Genomic DNA, 14,521 nt, shown 5'->3' with positions numbered 1-14,521 from the left:
TCGTAGAGTTTTATTTCGGGGCAAGTTATGCAAGAAAACACAATTCCATGGATCATCAAAGTTGTGCCTGCCGTAGTGGGGGCTATTCTTGCCCTGGTATTAAGTGGTGATATTGATAAAAACGGAAAAATTCAAATTTCTTTGGGTGTTATAGGCAAGTTTTTATTCAGCGTTTCAGTCAGCCTTTATGGCGGTTCAGCATTTATTGAATATTACGAATTATCAAAATATTCTCACATGGCTCAAGGCTTTGTGATGCTTATGTTTGCAGTTTTTGGATTATTAGGGATTGGCATTCTTTATCAGTCCATTGCACTGATGCAGGGTAAGCCCTTATCTGAAGTTATTAGTGAGGTCAAAGCTGCCTTTATTTCAATACTTAGTAATGGTAAAGGTGACAAACAATGAGCGTAGATCAATCACAACAAGTTGCTCAGGTATATTCATGGCTTCGTGCTATGTCTGGTGGCAAATTAAGTCAATCTCAGGTTGTAGCTGGTGATCAGATTATTGAGAAAAATGGCTTAAATGTTTTTGCAAAACTTATTGGCTTTGAAATACCTACACCTTTAGTAAATGGACAGCGAGATATTTCTGAGAATGGTTATGCAATTATTAGAGATGCTGAGGGTTTTCGTTCAACAGCTTATTTAGATACAGGAGGTGTTTGGACTATTGGCTTTGGTACCATTAAATATCCAAATGGTACATCAGTTAAAAAAGGTGATACTTGCACGAGAAATGAAGCTGAACAATGGCTTAAAAACGATTGTGTATGGGTTGATGCTTGTCTTGATAAAAATGTCAAAGTCAATCTTAATCAAAACCAATTTGATGCATTGGCTTCTTTTGTCTACAACATAGGCGAAACCGCATTTGTAAAAAGCACAATGCTTACTCTTATTAATCAAAACAGTTTGACCTCGGCTGCAAGTCAATTTGATCGTTGGGTGTTTGATAATGGAAAGCGTATTCAAGGCTTAGTCAATCGTCGAGCAAAAGAAAAATCATTATTCCTAAAGGTGGCTTAAATGATTGATGCTGTGTTAGGTAAATTTTACAAATACATTATTTTAGGCTTGATGATATTTATCTTTGGATATGTTTTTTATGCCAATTCTCTTGCTGGAAAATTGGCAAATGCTGAAAAAGTTAAAACTAAAGCAGTAGCTGATGCTATTAAGCCTTATCAAGATGCAATTGATCAGGCTCAAGAGGAAAAAGCCGCCATTATGCAAACATGGTCAGCTAAAATTATAGAGGTAGAACAAAATGCGATTAAAAAAATACAAGATGCGAATGCTGCCGCTCGTAGTGCTGACTTGGCTGCTAGTGGGTTGTCAAAGCAACTCAGTGAAGCCAACAAACGTTTGTCCAGTGCTCCCAAGCAAACCATCATTAACTACACCATTGCCAACTCAGAATTACTCGAAAGTTGCACAGCAGAATATCGAAGCTTGGCAGAAAAAGCTGATGGACATTCACTGGACGCAATGAGGTTATACGATAGTTGGCCAGAACTAAATAAAACCCTCAATTGAGGGTTTATTTCTTGATAAGGTTTGAAATATCGGCATCAAAATATTTAGTAATATCGAACCATTTTTCTATTTCTTTTTCCCATTTATACACACGTTCATTTTCAATTTTTAATACGTCTAACCCTTTGATGCTAAAGTGAGTTGTATCATCTGGAAGCTGTTTCCAATCAATAGCCCCATTATCATTAAACCAATTTTCCCAAGCATTTTGTATGTATGGGACTACAAAAGACTGTTGCACATCATTCCATGCAAATATGTTTTGTATATTGGATTTTTCTTTATACATATCTTTAACACTTTTAGTCGGGCGGAATGATTTCATAAATCTTTCCAACTGTTCTTTGATAAAAGAAAATTCAGTATTTATAACGTCAGGTGTTTGAACTTGAGAATAAGCTTCCTCTGCATCCGCAATATCAGCAGCTGATACATACCTTTGTTTTAAAGCAAATTTAGAATAATTATCGTCATATTGTTGTCGGGCAAATTGAATAGCTGTCTGATAATCTAAACGTTCTCCACGTTTTCTTAGGTTTACATACCGTTTAAGACTATTCCATGATGAATGCAATGTAATTGTTTGAAGTTGCGGTATCGTAAAGCCATCCTCTGCATAGCGTGTTGCAGCTTCATGGCGTAAATCATGGAACCTTAAATCTTCAATTCCATTTAAACGACATGCTCTACGAAAATAATCACTGACTGTCTGTACATTGACAGGTAATAAAAGCTCATCACTATAACCCAGCTCCAGCATTCTTTTTCGAGTAGAAGGTTCAAGTAATTCTTCAATAATGAGGAGGGCATTAGGCTCTAAATGGGCAAACTTATGATTTCCTTTGGATCCATCTGGATTTTTAACGTCTCTGATTTTCCATTGACTATTTTTTTTGTCAAAATCAGCTAAACGCATTTCACATAGTTCACCTTCACGACGACCTGTATAGATCGCAAGCCACATGACCAGGTGCATAGGAATGGCATTGCGAACTCGTTTCCAGCCTTTATAAAAGTGATTGGTCAGAATATGAAGTTCTTCTGATGTGATTAAACGATCACGTTCCTTTGATTTAGTAACAATACGAGCTTTTTTTAGACCGATCAGCGAATGTGACAATTCATTTTTTGCATGTGCAACATCTTCACCCCATACAAGTTCAGCATGGTTAAGAACCGATGAAATATGGGATAAATCTTTTAATGCAGTTGCTGGGGCAACTCCATCTATCATTTCAATTGGATTGCCTTTTCGTCGTTCAATGGCAAATGATGAGAAATCTTGTCGTGAAAGGGTATAAGCATCTTTATGGGCAATATCATAATTACAGATATTTTTTAGTGCTGCAGTTTTGGTATCAGCAAATTCGTCACTAATTTCATCTAAATATTGAGTGATGAATTGTTCTAAAGTTTTTGACACAACCTTAGCTTCTGGATTTAGAATAGCAGGATTAACCAGAATCTCCGCTTCAAGTCGTTTAATCCATTCTTTGGCTAATGACTCTTTTGCAAAAGTTCTTGTTTTAATAAATGGTGGTAAGCCTTTACGAGTTATTCGTATTTGAGCTCTGTATCGAGTTTTACCATCTGCTGTAGTTCGTTCCGCAATTGTTCCCATATTTACGCCATAAAGTTGGATTTACGCCACAAGGGTGATTATGGCGCAAATAAGGCGTAAAGAATAGTTAAGAATGATTGAAAATGATGTAAAACCTTTGAGAATATGGGAAAGTGAAAATTGAGTAAAAACAACGTAATTGCAGAATTTTTTGATAAATCAAAGCATTCCCCTATTTTTGTCGCGCCGATGGCAGGNTCTTGTTTTAATAAATGGTGGTAAGCCTTTACGAGTTATTCGTATTTGAGCTCTGTATCGAGTTTTACCATCTGCTGTAGTTCGTTCCGCAATTGTTCCCATATTTACGCCATAAAGTTGGATTTACGCCACAAGGGTGATTATGGCGCAAATAAGGCGTAAAGAATAGTTAAGAATGATTGAAAATGATGTAAAACCTTTGAGAATATGGGAAAGTGAAAATTGAGTAAAAACAACGTAATTGCAGAATTTTTTGATAAATCAAAGCATTCCCCTATTTTTGTCGCGCCGATGGCAGGCGTTACTGATCGGCCATTTCGCTCATTGTGCAAATACTTTGGTGCTGGGCATGCGGTCAGTGAAATGATGACGTCTGACAAAACTTTGCGCATGAGTAAAAAGAGTTTGTATCGTGCCAATTTTGATGGGGAGCTTGCGCCAATTTCTGCACAAATTGCTGGTTCAGATCCGCATGATTTGGCGGAAGCAGCACGCTATCAGGTGGCCAACGGGGCGCAAATTGTTGATATCAATATGGGCTGTCCTGCCAAAAAAGTCTGTAATAAATTGGCGGGGTCTGCCTTGTTGCAAGATGAAGATTTGGTGGCACGTATTTTAGATACTGTCGTTGCTGCGGTTGATGTACCTGTAACCCTTAAAACCCGTTTGGGTTTTTTAAATGGTCAGGAAAATATCTTACGTGTGGCAAAGCGTGCAGAACAAGCAGGTATTGCCGCTTTGGCTTTGCATGGTCGTACCCGTGAAGATATGTATTTAAATCATGCACGTTACTCACTGATTAAAGACGTGAAAAGTATGTTGCAGATTCCAGTCATTGCGAATGGTGATATAGATAGCCCTGAAAAAGCCAAATATGTACTAGATTACACAGGTGCTGATGCCATTATGATTGGACGTGCAGCACAGGGACGTCCGTGGATTTTTCGGGAAATAGCACATTATTTAGCAACGGGTGAGAAGTTAGCATCGCCGAGCATTGCAGAAGTTCAAAAAGTATTACTCGGACATTTAGCTGAACTGTATGAGTTCTATGGTGAATATTCAGGTTGTCGTATTTCACGTAAACATATTGCGTGGTACACCAAAGGTTTACATTCCAGTAATGAATTTCGTCAAAATATGTATCAAGTAGAAACTACGTCAGAACAATATAAAGTAGTAGAAGATTACTTTAATCAGTTACTTGCGCATGGTGAAATCATGAGTGATGTGCAGGTTGAAACCGTGAACTTGTTAGACACAAAGTAATCGCATACAAATATATGCTTTAGCTTGTTTGGAACTAAATAAAAACTCAACTGTGATACACAGTTGAGTTTTCTGTACGTAAACTTAGCGTGCGTGAATCATTTCCAAAACCAACTGATTAATTAAATCTGCTGCTTCTAGTTCACGAATCTGACTCACATTACTACCAGCCCAAAACGGAGCATAACCTTGTTCACCTTGTGTTACGGCTGCTGCATGCAACTGTTTTGCAAGATCATAGGTATACGGATAGGTGGGCACAGTTAAACGATCTGGCGTATCTATCTGTGTATGCCAATGATTAATTAAACCACGGGCAGGACGTCCAGAAATACTGTCGGTCATTTGAGTAATGTTTTGTTGAAATAAAGCTTGTCGATAAGCTGGATTGGCGTTCGAGCTTTTACATTGTACAAAAGCTGTACCCATTTGTACTGCAGAGGCGCCCAAGTTCAGCATTGACTGTGCTTGCTCACCATTCATAATGCCACCGGCTGCAACTACTGGCGAGGTACAATGCTTACGAATCAGTTGTACTAAATCGCTGGTTTTAATTGCGCTATCAAAAGCTTGGTTAAAAATACCTCTGTGCCCACCTGCTTCGATGCCTTGCGCAATAATAATATCAATTCCAGCTGCTTCAATCGCCYGGGCTTCGGCTAAGTTAGTTGCTGAAACCATGGTAATGATCCCTGCATCTTTTAAAGCCTGAATTTGATGTGCATGTGGAATCCCGAAGTGAAAACTGACCGCTTGCGGTTTAGTTTCTAGTACAAGATTTAAATATCCATCATGATCTTTAAAACTTGGATAAATACAATTCAGTTGCCTTGGTGCGGTTGCGCCATAGCGTTCAAAGATTGGCTCAAAATATGCAATCCATGCTTGTGCAACGACTTCATCTAACGGGCTTGTTTCATGGCAGAAGAAATTGGTTTGAAATGGAAAATCGGTCAATTCTTGAGTGCGTAAAATTTGCTCACGTGCAGCATCGACCGTGTTTGCACCTAAACCAAGTGAGCCCAAACCACCTTGATTAGAAACCTTGGCTGCAAGTTCGGGAGTAGAAACACCAGCCATTGGAGCAAGAAAAATAGGATGCTTTATATTCAGTTGTTCTAATAAGGCCATATTATTTACTCCATGTTTTTATCTACTTTGCCCAATTCTAGATAAATTGGCAAATCATATACGTCATTTCCTTATGAAATATTAAGATGAGCAATATCATAAAATTTGCAGATGCTTTCAGGCATAATAAGCTGAATGTATGAATTGATGAGTAAATTAATGAAGTCTTTCGTTTATAGTAGTTTGCTTGTAGTGTGTGGATTAATTGCGTGTAGCAATCCACAGGAAACTCAAGAAAATATTGATCCAAAGCAATATCAGGTGCAGGATGCAGCAGCATTGCAGCAACGTATAGATGCTTTAAATGCCAAATTGGCGCAAGACTTCAAACAATTTAAACAAGTGGAAAGTATCGCATTTGCGCATCAATTCCCTTTAGATGTGAATAATTTACAAACTTTGAATCAACATTTGGTCGCCAGTACCGCCTTAAAGCCGACTAAAATTGCCTATTGCGATATGATGAATGGTTATTTTTCTGAGTTATATCGCTTAGGACATTACAATCTAGATTTACTTAAAGATGTAAAATTAGCGCGTGCAGAGCAGGAAAATTTGGTTGCAAATTTTGCCAATGCCGAATCTTATTATGATTTTATTTTGAATCGTTATACTAGTTACCGCCAAGTACAACAGACCATGGGTTATGGTTGTAATTTAAAAGCTGCATTGTAATTTCGGTAGGATTTGGGTGTATTGTTTGAATCGTGTTTAATAAAAAACTCCTGAGACATTCTCAGGAGTTTTTGTTTTACACAACTAAATTATTGTTGTGCTTTTTCTTTCACGTTTGCAGCACCTTGTTCAACTGCACCTGCAGTAGCAGCAGTTGCATCTTTAGTGGCTTGTACAGTCGCATCAGCTGCATTTTCTGTCGCAGTTGCAACATTGTGTGCGGCGTTTTCAGTTGCTTGCGCTGCATTATCAACAGCTGTTGCTGTAGCAGCAGCAGCTTCATGAGTTGCATCTTCAGCATCATGTGCAGCTTGAGCTGCAGCGTTTTCTAAGTGTTCACCTGTAGTTGCCCCTGTTTCTGGTGCTTTTTCTTTTGCACAACCTACAAGTGCTACAGTAGCAGCAAGACCTAAAGCAATAAGTAGTTTATTCATTATCATGTGTCCTTTATTTGCATCCACTTAAGATGGGATAATGCGAATATAACCAAAAAAAAATCAATTGGATGCTAAAAATTGTTCAAATAATGTAATGGATTTATTAAGCAATCATTGCATTTTGAGTACTTATAGCGAGATTTGACTTTTTTGAACACAAACCTAATATGAAGATTTTATTATATTTTTTTATTAAAATTTAAAAAAACCTTCAAAACCAGTTTCTTGAAAAATGTGGATCAACAAAGCACATTGCTAGTGTTTTGGTCGCTGATCTTAATATCAAGATGCTTTTTTCTTCTACAAAGCGTGGTGTAATCTGGCCTTGTCCAACTTAATCCGCAAAATTTAATAAGACCTTTTACAAAGCCAATGACCATAGGTAAAGACAGAAGGAATAAGGATTTATTCATTTAAGCAGTATTGGATGGCTGCATCGGAATAGGTGTGATTTCGTCCTTGTTTACCTTTTTCTGAAGCATATTATTTCCTAGCGGGATGAACCAAATGATAATATTCCCTCCCCAATGAATGAGAGCTAGGTTATATGAATACCCATGGGTTGTAGGGTAAATTTTAGGTGGAGGATTATTCATTCAAAAAAATATACTGAGGAATAAGCTTCTTAGAGATGGGTTTGTGCAACAAAACTAATTTTTAGTAAGATGTATCACGTTAAATATTAACTTTATGATGGCAAATAGATTTTAATTTAACTTTTAAATGCAATGTGGAGAATTTGATGCTTAAAAAAGGGATTTATCAACATTATAAAGGGCAGTTGTATCAAGTACTGCATGTGGCAACACACAGTGAAACTCAAGAGAAATTGGTGGTTTATCAATGCTTATATGGCGATTATTCTATTTGGGTCAGACCACTTGATATGTTCAAAGAGCATATTACTTTGGATGACGACCGTGAACAGGAACGCTTTAAATTGATTCGGGAAGTGCAAWAAATATTTGAAGCCATTTACCTATTTAAAATAATCCAATCTATTTTTAGATTGGATCGTTCAATGTGGATGCTCAAAGTTGAATAAGATCAATTATTGAATGGAAATACGGTTAAAGCTTAAATCGTATGCTAAATATTTACTCACAAAAGCTGCTTTATCACTGCGTCTTAATAAGTTGTCATAAATAAATTGTGGTACAGGATGGAATAAATCCCCAGAGCCATTTTCGTAAAATATTTTTAAATAACGTGAAGATGCACTGTATGTCCAGGATGTCACGGCAAGTGTTTTACCCATAAGCAACTCCTTTATTTTTTATATTATTTTTCACAGAATAATTCTGCTTATTTTGAACATAAGTGAAGTAATTAAAAAAAAGTATTACAGAATTGTAAATCTAAGATTTATTGGATTTTTATGCGTGTTTTTTGAACAGAAATACAAAAGATAAATAGAAGCTTGTTGCAGAAGCTATTTTTATCTTCAGCGATATCAAAGGAGAGTGACCGATTCATGAACGTTGCTTTTATTGTGAATGCATAAAAAAACCACGCATGGAATGCGTGGTTTTTTGAGTGGTTTAATCTAAAACTTAGATTTTACCTACTAAATCGATAGATGGTGCTAAAGTTGCATCACCTTCTTTCCATTTAGCTGGGCATACTTCACCTGGGTGAGTGTGAACGTACTGAGCTGCTTTAACTTTACGAAGAAGTTCTTGAGCATCACGGCCGATACCACCAGCATTAATTTCGATGATTTGGATTTTACCTTCTGGATCAATAACGAAAGTACCACGGTCAGCAAGACCATCAGCTTCAATTAATACTTCAAAGTTTTTAGAAAGCGTCCAAGTTGGGTCGCCAACCATTACATATTGGATTTTTTTGATTTCTTCTGAAGAATCGTGCCAAGCTTTGTGCGTGAAATGAGTGTCAGTCGAAACTGCATAGATTTCAACGCCTAATTTTTGGAATTCTGCGTAGTTGTCTGCAAGGTCACCAAGCTCGGTTGGGCAAACGAAAGTGAAGTCCGCAGGGTAGAAGAATACTACAGACCATTTGCCTTTAAGGTCAGCTTCAGTTACTTCAATGAATTGACCGTTGTGGTATGCATTTGCTTTAAATGGTTTAACTTCAGTATTAATTAAGCTCATCATTGTCTCCATGATTAAGGTTTGTATTTCGTTGGCAATAGAATATCTAATTTTGTTTTATTGCTGAAATGGTATTTTTACATCACTAGCATCGGAAAAACAAATGAGAATGTAAAAAGTGTACCGCTTTCATCACAGTATTACTGAGCCTTAATTAGGCCTCAAAATGATGATCATTGCATGACAACCTATTTTTTCAGGTATCAATAAAGCACAGCTCAGCAATTCGTGAACATCCATCAATATGGGGGTGATATTTTGAAATTCAAGGGGGCATTGTCAATTTTTTAAATACGCATTTTAAATCGCTGTTCTTTCTCTCTATGGCATTAAAGCGTAAAATACGCTTTTGTGTTTTGGTTAGGAAGCGTATTCTGTGCAGAGTCATTTAAATGTAGACCACCTCGTTTTGGCGCGTGATCGTCATCGTTTAAATCGACTACGAAAAGGCAAAGCTGCTAATCCTAAGCAATACCAGGAATTATTCGAAAAATCCAATTTAAAAGTGTTGGAGCGTGCGCAGCGCATTCCTAATATTAAGTTAAATCAAGATTTACCCGTCACTCAATCTGCCGAGCAGTTGATTGCTGCAATTCAGCAACATCAGGTCATTATTGTAGCAGGTGAAACAGGTTCAGGAAAAACCACACAGTTACCCCAAATTGCCATGTTGGCAGGCCGTGGTTTAACGGGGTTAATTGGTCATACTCAGCCACGACGTCTTGCTGCGCGTAGTGTATCCCAGCGTATTGCTGAAGAAGTTGGCGAAAAGTTGGGAGAGTCCATCAGCTTTAAAGTTCGCTTTAATGAACAGGGTTCGCAAGATTCAATCGTTCGTTTAATGACCGATGGTATTTTGTTAGCAGAGCTTGCCAATGACCGTTATTTAAATAAATACGACACCATTATTATAGATGAAGCTCATGAGCGTTCTTTAAATATTGACTTCATTATGGGGTATTTAAAGCAACTCTTGCCGCGTCGCCCTGATCTAAAAGTCATCATCACCTCTGCAACTTTAGATGTGCAGCGTTTCAGCAATTACTTTAATGGTGCCCCTATTTTTGAGGTTGAAGGTCGCAGCTATCCTGTCGAAGTGCGTTATCGTCCAATTTCAGAATTAAGCATTGGCGGGAGTGATGATGATGAATTTGATGACTTTGAAGAAAACTTGCCACGCGCAGTGGTGCAAGCGGTAGAAGAATGTTTCGCTGATGCACAGGAAAAAGGTCATCCCGAACATGCCGATATTCTCATTTTTGCTAGTACCGAACAGGAAATCCGGGAACTGCAAGAAACCTTACATAAGCACGGACCACGTCATACTGAAATTTTGCCGTTATATGCGCGTTTGGCTTTGGCGGAACAACAAAAAATCTTTAATCCTTCAGGTGGTGGACGTCGCATTATTATTGCCACTAACGTTGCTGAAACAGCACTTACTGTACCCAATATTCGCTATGTGATTGATAGCGGTTTTGCACGTATTTCACGTTATAACTACCGCTCACGGGTGCAGCGTTTACCAATTGAAGCAGTTTCTCAAGCAGCAGCGAATCAGCGTAAAGGACGTTGTGGTCGTATTGCACCAGGCGTCTGTATTCGACTATATTCCGAAGAAGATTTTTTAAGTCGCCCAAAGTTTACTGAACCTGAAATCAAACGCACCAACTTGGCATCGGTCATTTTACAAATGCAAAGTTTGGGCTTGGGCTCGCTCGAAGATTTTGACTTTATTGAGCCGCCAGATCATCGTTTGGTCAATGATGGTCGTAAGCTGTTGATTGAACTGGGTGCGATGATCGATAAGGGCAAAGCTCCTCTTTTAGAAAGAATGAATAGCTCTGCTACGCAAGAGGGAGATTCAAACCCGAATATTTCCGCTAAATCCACTTCTAATAAAGACGAGCTTCAAGGCAGTAGTTTAACCAAAATTGGTCAGCAAATGGCAAAAATGCCGATTGATCCACGACTGGCACGCATGATTTTAGGCGGTGCGCATTTTGGGGTATTAAATGAAGTCTTGATTATTGTAGCGGCATTAGCCGTACAAGACCCGCGCGAACGTCCGGCAGACAAACAAATGCAAGCCGATCAAAAACATGCTTTGTTCCGTGAAGCAGATTCCGACTTTTTATTTTATTTAAAGTTATGGGAAACTCTACACGAAAACAGTGACGGTATGAGTGAAAACAAACGTCGTACTTTTGCCCGCCAGCATTTTTTAAGTTGGCTACGTTTACGTGAATGGAAGAAAACTCATGAACAATTGGTGGATTTGGCGCGTGGCTTAAAATTGTCTTTTAACGAAAAAAAAGCCAGTTATGAAAATCTGCATCGGGCGTTATTAACAGGTTTGCTCTCTTTTATTGCCAATAAAACCGATGAGCGCAATGTCTTTATGGCGGTGCGCCAACAAAAAGCGCGTATTTTCCCTGCATCGACTTTGCATAAAACCAATACCCCGTGGGTTATGGCATTTGAGATGGTAGAAACGTCGCAAGTGTATCTGCGCACCTTAGCAAAAATTGAACCTGAATGGATTTTATTGGCCGCACGTGATTTGCTGAAGCATCATTATTTTGAACCACATTGGTCTAAAAAAGCAGGTGTGGTGAATGCCTATGATCAGATTTCGCTGTTTGGTTTGATTATCGAGCCGAAACGTCCTGTAAATTACGAAAAGGTCGATCAGCAAGCCGCACATGAAATTTTCTTGCGCGATGCGTTAACCACAGGCAACTTGGGTATTGCGCCTCCATTTTTAAAACATAACCTGCTCAAACTAGAAGAAGTTGAACGGGTTGAAGATAAATTACGTCGGCGTGATTTGGTGGTCGATGAAGAAACCATTTATCAATTTTATGCGGCCAAAGTACCAGCAGAAGTGGCAAGCCGCCGTGCCTTTGAAGATTGGCGTGCGACAGTAGAGCCGCAAAATCCACGTTATTTATTTGTGGAAGATGATGCGCTTTGGCTAAATAATCGTCCGACCACGCAGCAATTTCCTGACTATTTGCGTAATGGTGAGCTGCGCTTGGCGGTCAGTTACCGTTTTGACCCAAGCCATGATGAAGATGGTGCAACCGTTAAAATTCCAGTGCAAGCGTTGGCACAGGTTGATGAAAATATCTGGTCGTGGGGCATTCCAGGCTGGCGTGAAAATTTAATTGAAGCCTTGCTCAAAACTTTGCCTAAAGATAAGCGCCGTCATTTGGTGCCTATTCCAGACACAGCCCGAAAATTGCGACAACGTGTTGATGCGGTAAATTTACGTGAGCATATTTTTAGCTTTTTGGCATTTCAATTACGTGCTGAGCACATCAGCGAAAAAGACTTTAGCTTTGAGCGGGTAGATGCGTATTTATTGCCGTTCATTAAAGTGCTAGATGAAAAAGGGCGGGTGATTGAACAAGGTMGTGATTTATCTGAATTAAAAGCGCGTTGCCGTACCGAAACGCATAGTCCAGTAAAACAGTTACACGGCGAATTCCAAACCTTCCCTGAACGATTTGTATTTGAAGCCTCGCAAAAAGTCACGGGCGTAGTGGTTAAGCAATATCAGGCGTTGGTACCAAGTAAAGCGTTTGCAGAACTTTCACAAAAAGATGAATCGGGTGTGGTGATTCAAACCTTTAATGATCAGAGCGAGGCGATTCGTCAGCACCGTGAAGGGGTGATTCGCTTGCTGTATGTGCAATTGGTTGATTTATCACGCCAATTGAAAAAACAAATTGATAAACCATTGGCTTTGGCGTATTCGCCTTTGGGTGATAAAGCTCAACTTGAGCAAATGTTGATTTATGCAACCTTGCAAAGCATTATTTGTGACTTACCAGTCAACTTGGAAGAGTTTCAAAAGTTGCAGCTTGAGGTAAAAAAGACTTTCCTCAGTCATGGTCAAGCCACGCTGCGTATCTTTAATGAAATTTATATTGCATGGCAAGACATCCGCCGTCAGCTTCTTATGCTTGATGAAGCAGTTTTTGCTAAAAATATGGATGATATAGAAGATCAGCTGGACTTAATGCATCTGGCAGACTTTGTGTATAGCAAGCCTGTAGAGGTGTGGAGCGAATATCCGCGCTATTTGAAAGCGTTGTTATTACGTTTAGACCGCTTACCCAACAACTTGCAAAGAGACAATGCTGCTATCGCCCAAATTGACCCTTGGATGGACAAATTGTTTAAATACAAACAAGATGCCCGACTCAAGGAATTGTACTTTATGGTAGAAGAATTACGCATTTCGCTCTTCTCTCAACCCATGAAAACCAAAATGCCAATTTCTGCAACTCGGCTGCAAAAAGTATGGGAACAGCTTGGAATCAGTTAAGATATAAGTAATTTCTAGAAGGAGTTTTACATGGGCATTCGCATTACAGGTACTGGTCTTTATCATCCAGAAGATGTTATTACCAATGAAGAATTGGTCGAAAGTTTAAATGCTTATGTGGAACAGTATAATCAGCTCAATGCTGACAAAATTGCGGCAGGTGAGCTTGAAGAACGTCGTGGCTCTAGTGCTGATTTTATTGAAAAAGCCTCTGGGGTAAAACGTCGTTATGTGTCAGAAAAAACAGGTATTCTGGATATTAACCGTTTACGTCCAAATTTACGTGAACGTGGCGATGACGAAATTTCGCTACAAGCGGAATGGGGCGTAATTGCTGCAAAACAAGCCATGCAAAATGCAGGTGTGTCTGCAGAAGATATTGATGTGGTCATTTTATCTTGCTCAAACTTGCAGCGTGCTTATCCTGCAGTGGCGATTGAAATTCAAACTGCGCTCGGTATTCAGGGTTATGCCTATGACATGAACGTAGCATGTTCTGCTGCGACTTTTGGTATTAAGCAAGCGCATGATGTGATTAAAGCAGGCGCACGTCGTGTGTTATTGGTAAATGTCGAAATTACATCAGGGCATAACGATTACCGCTCACGTGACTGCCACTTTATTTTTGGTGATGTTGCAACCGCTTCAATTTTAGAAGAGACAGATACCAAAGCAGGTTTTGAAATTTTAGATATGAACCTGTTTACCCAGTTCTCTAACAATATTCGCAATAACTTCGGTTTCTTAAACCTAAGTGAAAATGCAGATATTGACGATAAACGCTTCCATCAAGATGGTCGTAAAGTATTTAAAGAGGTTTGCCCGTTAGTCGCTAAAATGATCACTGCGCAACTGGAAAAGAATCAAATTGCGCCAACCGAGGTGAAGCGTTTCTGGTTGCACCAAGCCAATGCCAGTATGAACGAACTGATTTTGAAATTGGTGGTCGGCAAAGAAGCAGCACAACCTGGTTTGGTGCCTATTATTTTAGATGAGTTCGCCAATACCTCATCGGCAGGGGTAATTATTGCCTTACACCGTACTGCACATGAAGTCGAGAATGGTGAATATGGTGTCTTGTGTTCATTTGGCGCAGGTTATTCAGTGGGCGCGATTTTGGTCCAAAAACGTGATGCTGCATAAGTTTTGCAAATCGCATAAGATCAGCAAACACCTAAGTAAAGGTATTAAAAGTT

At 39.1% G+C, this 14,521-nt stretch carries 12 protein-coding genes and 2 pseudogenes; 8 read left to right on the top strand and 6 right to left on the bottom strand.

Annotation, left to right across the window (positions count from 1 at the left end):
• Positions 1 to 27: 27 nt before the first annotated feature.
• The 3 genes from BJN41_RS00420 to BJN41_RS00410 are packed head-to-tail and all read left to right on the top strand — an operon-like array spanning position 28 to position 1,541.
• Positions 28 to 408 (top strand): hypothetical protein, encoded by a 381-nt coding sequence (locus BJN41_RS00420; protein ID WP_070152122.1) that lies wholly within the window; start codon positions 28 to 30, stop codon positions 406 to 408.
• Positions 405 to 1,031 carry a lysozyme gene (locus tag BJN41_RS00415; protein WP_070152119.1) on the top strand — a complete coding sequence of 209 codons (627 nt, stop codon included), beginning with the start codon at positions 405 to 407 and terminating at the stop codon, positions 1,029 to 1,031. The genes BJN41_RS00420 and BJN41_RS00415 overlap by 4 nt, the downstream gene beginning before the upstream one ends.
• The gene (locus BJN41_RS00410) at positions 1,032 to 1,541 is read left to right on the top strand and encodes a hypothetical protein (protein ID WP_010112783.1); all 510 of its coding nucleotides are present in this window, start codon (positions 1,032 to 1,034) and stop codon (positions 1,539 to 1,541) included. It begins immediately after the preceding gene.
• A gap of 4 nt (positions 1,542 to 1,545) precedes the next feature.
• Here BJN41_RS00410 and BJN41_RS00405 read toward each other — a convergent pair whose 3' ends face one another.
• Entirely contained in the window at positions 1,546 to 3,162 is a 1,617-nt protein-coding gene (locus BJN41_RS00405) for a tyrosine-type recombinase/integrase (RefSeq protein ID WP_070152116.1), read from the bottom strand.
• Positions 3,163 to 3,582: 420 nt separating this feature from the next.
• Between BJN41_RS00405 and dusB the strand changes: the two genes are divergently transcribed.
• The gene (gene dusB / locus BJN41_RS00400; protein ID WP_070152113.1) at positions 3,583 to 4,629 is read left to right on the top strand and encodes a tRNA dihydrouridine synthase DusB; all 1,047 of its coding nucleotides are present in this window, start codon (positions 3,583 to 3,585) and stop codon (positions 4,627 to 4,629) included.
• A gap of 84 nt (positions 4,630 to 4,713) precedes the next feature.
• On the opposite strand, the gene BJN41_RS00395 is transcribed toward dusB, so the two are convergent.
• Positions 4,714 to 5,760, bottom strand: coding sequence for an NAD(P)H-dependent flavin oxidoreductase (locus BJN41_RS00395; RefSeq protein ID WP_070152110.1), 1,047 nt, complete (start codon positions 5,758 to 5,760; stop codon positions 4,714 to 4,716).
• Positions 5,761 to 5,919: 159 nt separating this feature from the next.
• Here BJN41_RS00395 and BJN41_RS00390 point away from each other — a divergent pair, with 159 nt between their 5' ends.
• Positions 5,920 to 6,435, top strand: coding sequence for a hypothetical protein (locus BJN41_RS00390; RefSeq protein ID WP_070152672.1), 516 nt, complete (start codon positions 5,920 to 5,922; stop codon positions 6,433 to 6,435).
• A gap of 89 nt (positions 6,436 to 6,524) precedes the next feature.
• Here BJN41_RS00390 and BJN41_RS00385 read toward each other — a convergent pair whose 3' ends face one another.
• Positions 6,525 to 6,869 carry a hypothetical protein gene (locus BJN41_RS00385; protein ID WP_070152107.1) on the bottom strand — a complete coding sequence of 115 codons (345 nt, stop codon included), beginning with the start codon at positions 6,867 to 6,869 and terminating at the stop codon, positions 6,525 to 6,527.
• A gap of 248 nt (positions 6,870 to 7,117) precedes the next feature.
• Positions 7,118 to 7,468, bottom strand: a pseudogene (locus BJN41_RS15745) (transposase); the annotation flags it as partial.
• 143 nt (positions 7,469 to 7,611) lie between these two features.
• Here BJN41_RS15745 and BJN41_RS00380 point away from each other — a divergent pair.
• Positions 7,612 to 7,827: pseudogene (locus BJN41_RS00380) on the top strand (DUF1653 domain-containing protein); the annotation flags it as partial.
• 96 nt (positions 7,828 to 7,923) lie between these two features.
• Here the strand turns inward: BJN41_RS00380 and BJN41_RS00375 are convergent.
• Together BJN41_RS00375 and ahpC are read right to left on the bottom strand one after the other, a co-directional pair.
• The gene (locus BJN41_RS00375) at positions 7,924 to 8,130 is read right to left on the bottom strand and encodes a hypothetical protein (protein WP_004973053.1); all 207 of its coding nucleotides are present in this window, start codon (positions 8,128 to 8,130) and stop codon (positions 7,924 to 7,926) included.
• Positions 8,131 to 8,425: 295 nt separating this feature from the next.
• Entirely contained in the window at positions 8,426 to 8,989 is a 564-nt protein-coding gene (gene ahpC / locus BJN41_RS00370) for an alkyl hydroperoxide reductase subunit C (protein ID WP_070152104.1), read from the bottom strand.
• A 376-nt stretch (positions 8,990 to 9,365) separates the two neighbouring features.
• Here ahpC and BJN41_RS00365 point away from each other — a divergent pair, with 376 nt between their 5' ends.
• Positions 9,366 to 13,325, top strand: coding sequence for a DUF3418 domain-containing protein (locus tag BJN41_RS00365; RefSeq protein ID WP_070152101.1), 3,960 nt, complete (start codon positions 9,366 to 9,368; stop codon positions 13,323 to 13,325).
• Positions 13,326 to 13,355: 30 nt separating this feature from the next.
• A complete protein-coding gene (locus BJN41_RS00360) occupies positions 13,356 to 14,468 on the top strand; it encodes a beta-ketoacyl-ACP synthase III (protein ID WP_070152098.1) in 1,113 nt (370 codons plus the stop codon).
• Positions 14,469 to 14,521: the final 53 nt, after the last annotated feature.

Source organism: Acinetobacter towneri, from assembly GCF_001758345.1.
Lineage (GTDB): Bacteria > Pseudomonadota > Gammaproteobacteria > Pseudomonadales > Moraxellaceae > Acinetobacter > Acinetobacter towneri_A.
Note: the sequence above shows the minus strand (reverse complement) of the source record. Positions and strands in the feature narration are given on the sequence as shown.

Coding starts and splice junctions, on each gene's coding strand:
- BJN41_RS00420 (WP_070152122.1), top strand. CDS start 28: ATGCAAGAAAACACAATTCCATGGATCATCAAAGTTGTGCCTGCCGTA.
- BJN41_RS00415 (WP_070152119.1), top strand. CDS start 405: ATGAGCGTAGATCAATCACAACAAGTTGCTCAGGTATATTCATGGCTT.
- BJN41_RS00410 (WP_010112783.1), top strand. CDS start 1,032: ATGATTGATGCTGTGTTAGGTAAATTTTACAAATACATTATTTTAGGC.
- BJN41_RS00405 (WP_070152116.1), bottom strand. CDS start 3,162: ATGGGAACAATTGCGGAACGAACTACAGCAGATGGTAAAACTCGATAC.
- BJN41_RS00390 (WP_070152672.1), top strand. CDS start 5,920: ATGAAGTCTTTCGTTTATAGTAGTTTGCTTGTAGTGTGTGGATTAATT.
- BJN41_RS00385 (WP_070152107.1), bottom strand. CDS start 6,869: ATGAATAAACTACTTATTGCTTTAGGTCTTGCTGCTACTGTAGCACTT.
- BJN41_RS00375 (WP_004973053.1), bottom strand. CDS start 8,130: ATGGGTAAAACACTTGCCGTGACATCCTGGACATACAGTGCATCTTCA.
- ahpC (WP_070152104.1), bottom strand. CDS start 8,989: ATGAGCTTAATTAATACTGAAGTTAAACCATTTAAAGCAAATGCATAC.
- BJN41_RS00360 (WP_070152098.1), top strand. CDS start 13,356: ATGGGCATTCGCATTACAGGTACTGGTCTTTATCATCCAGAAGATGTT.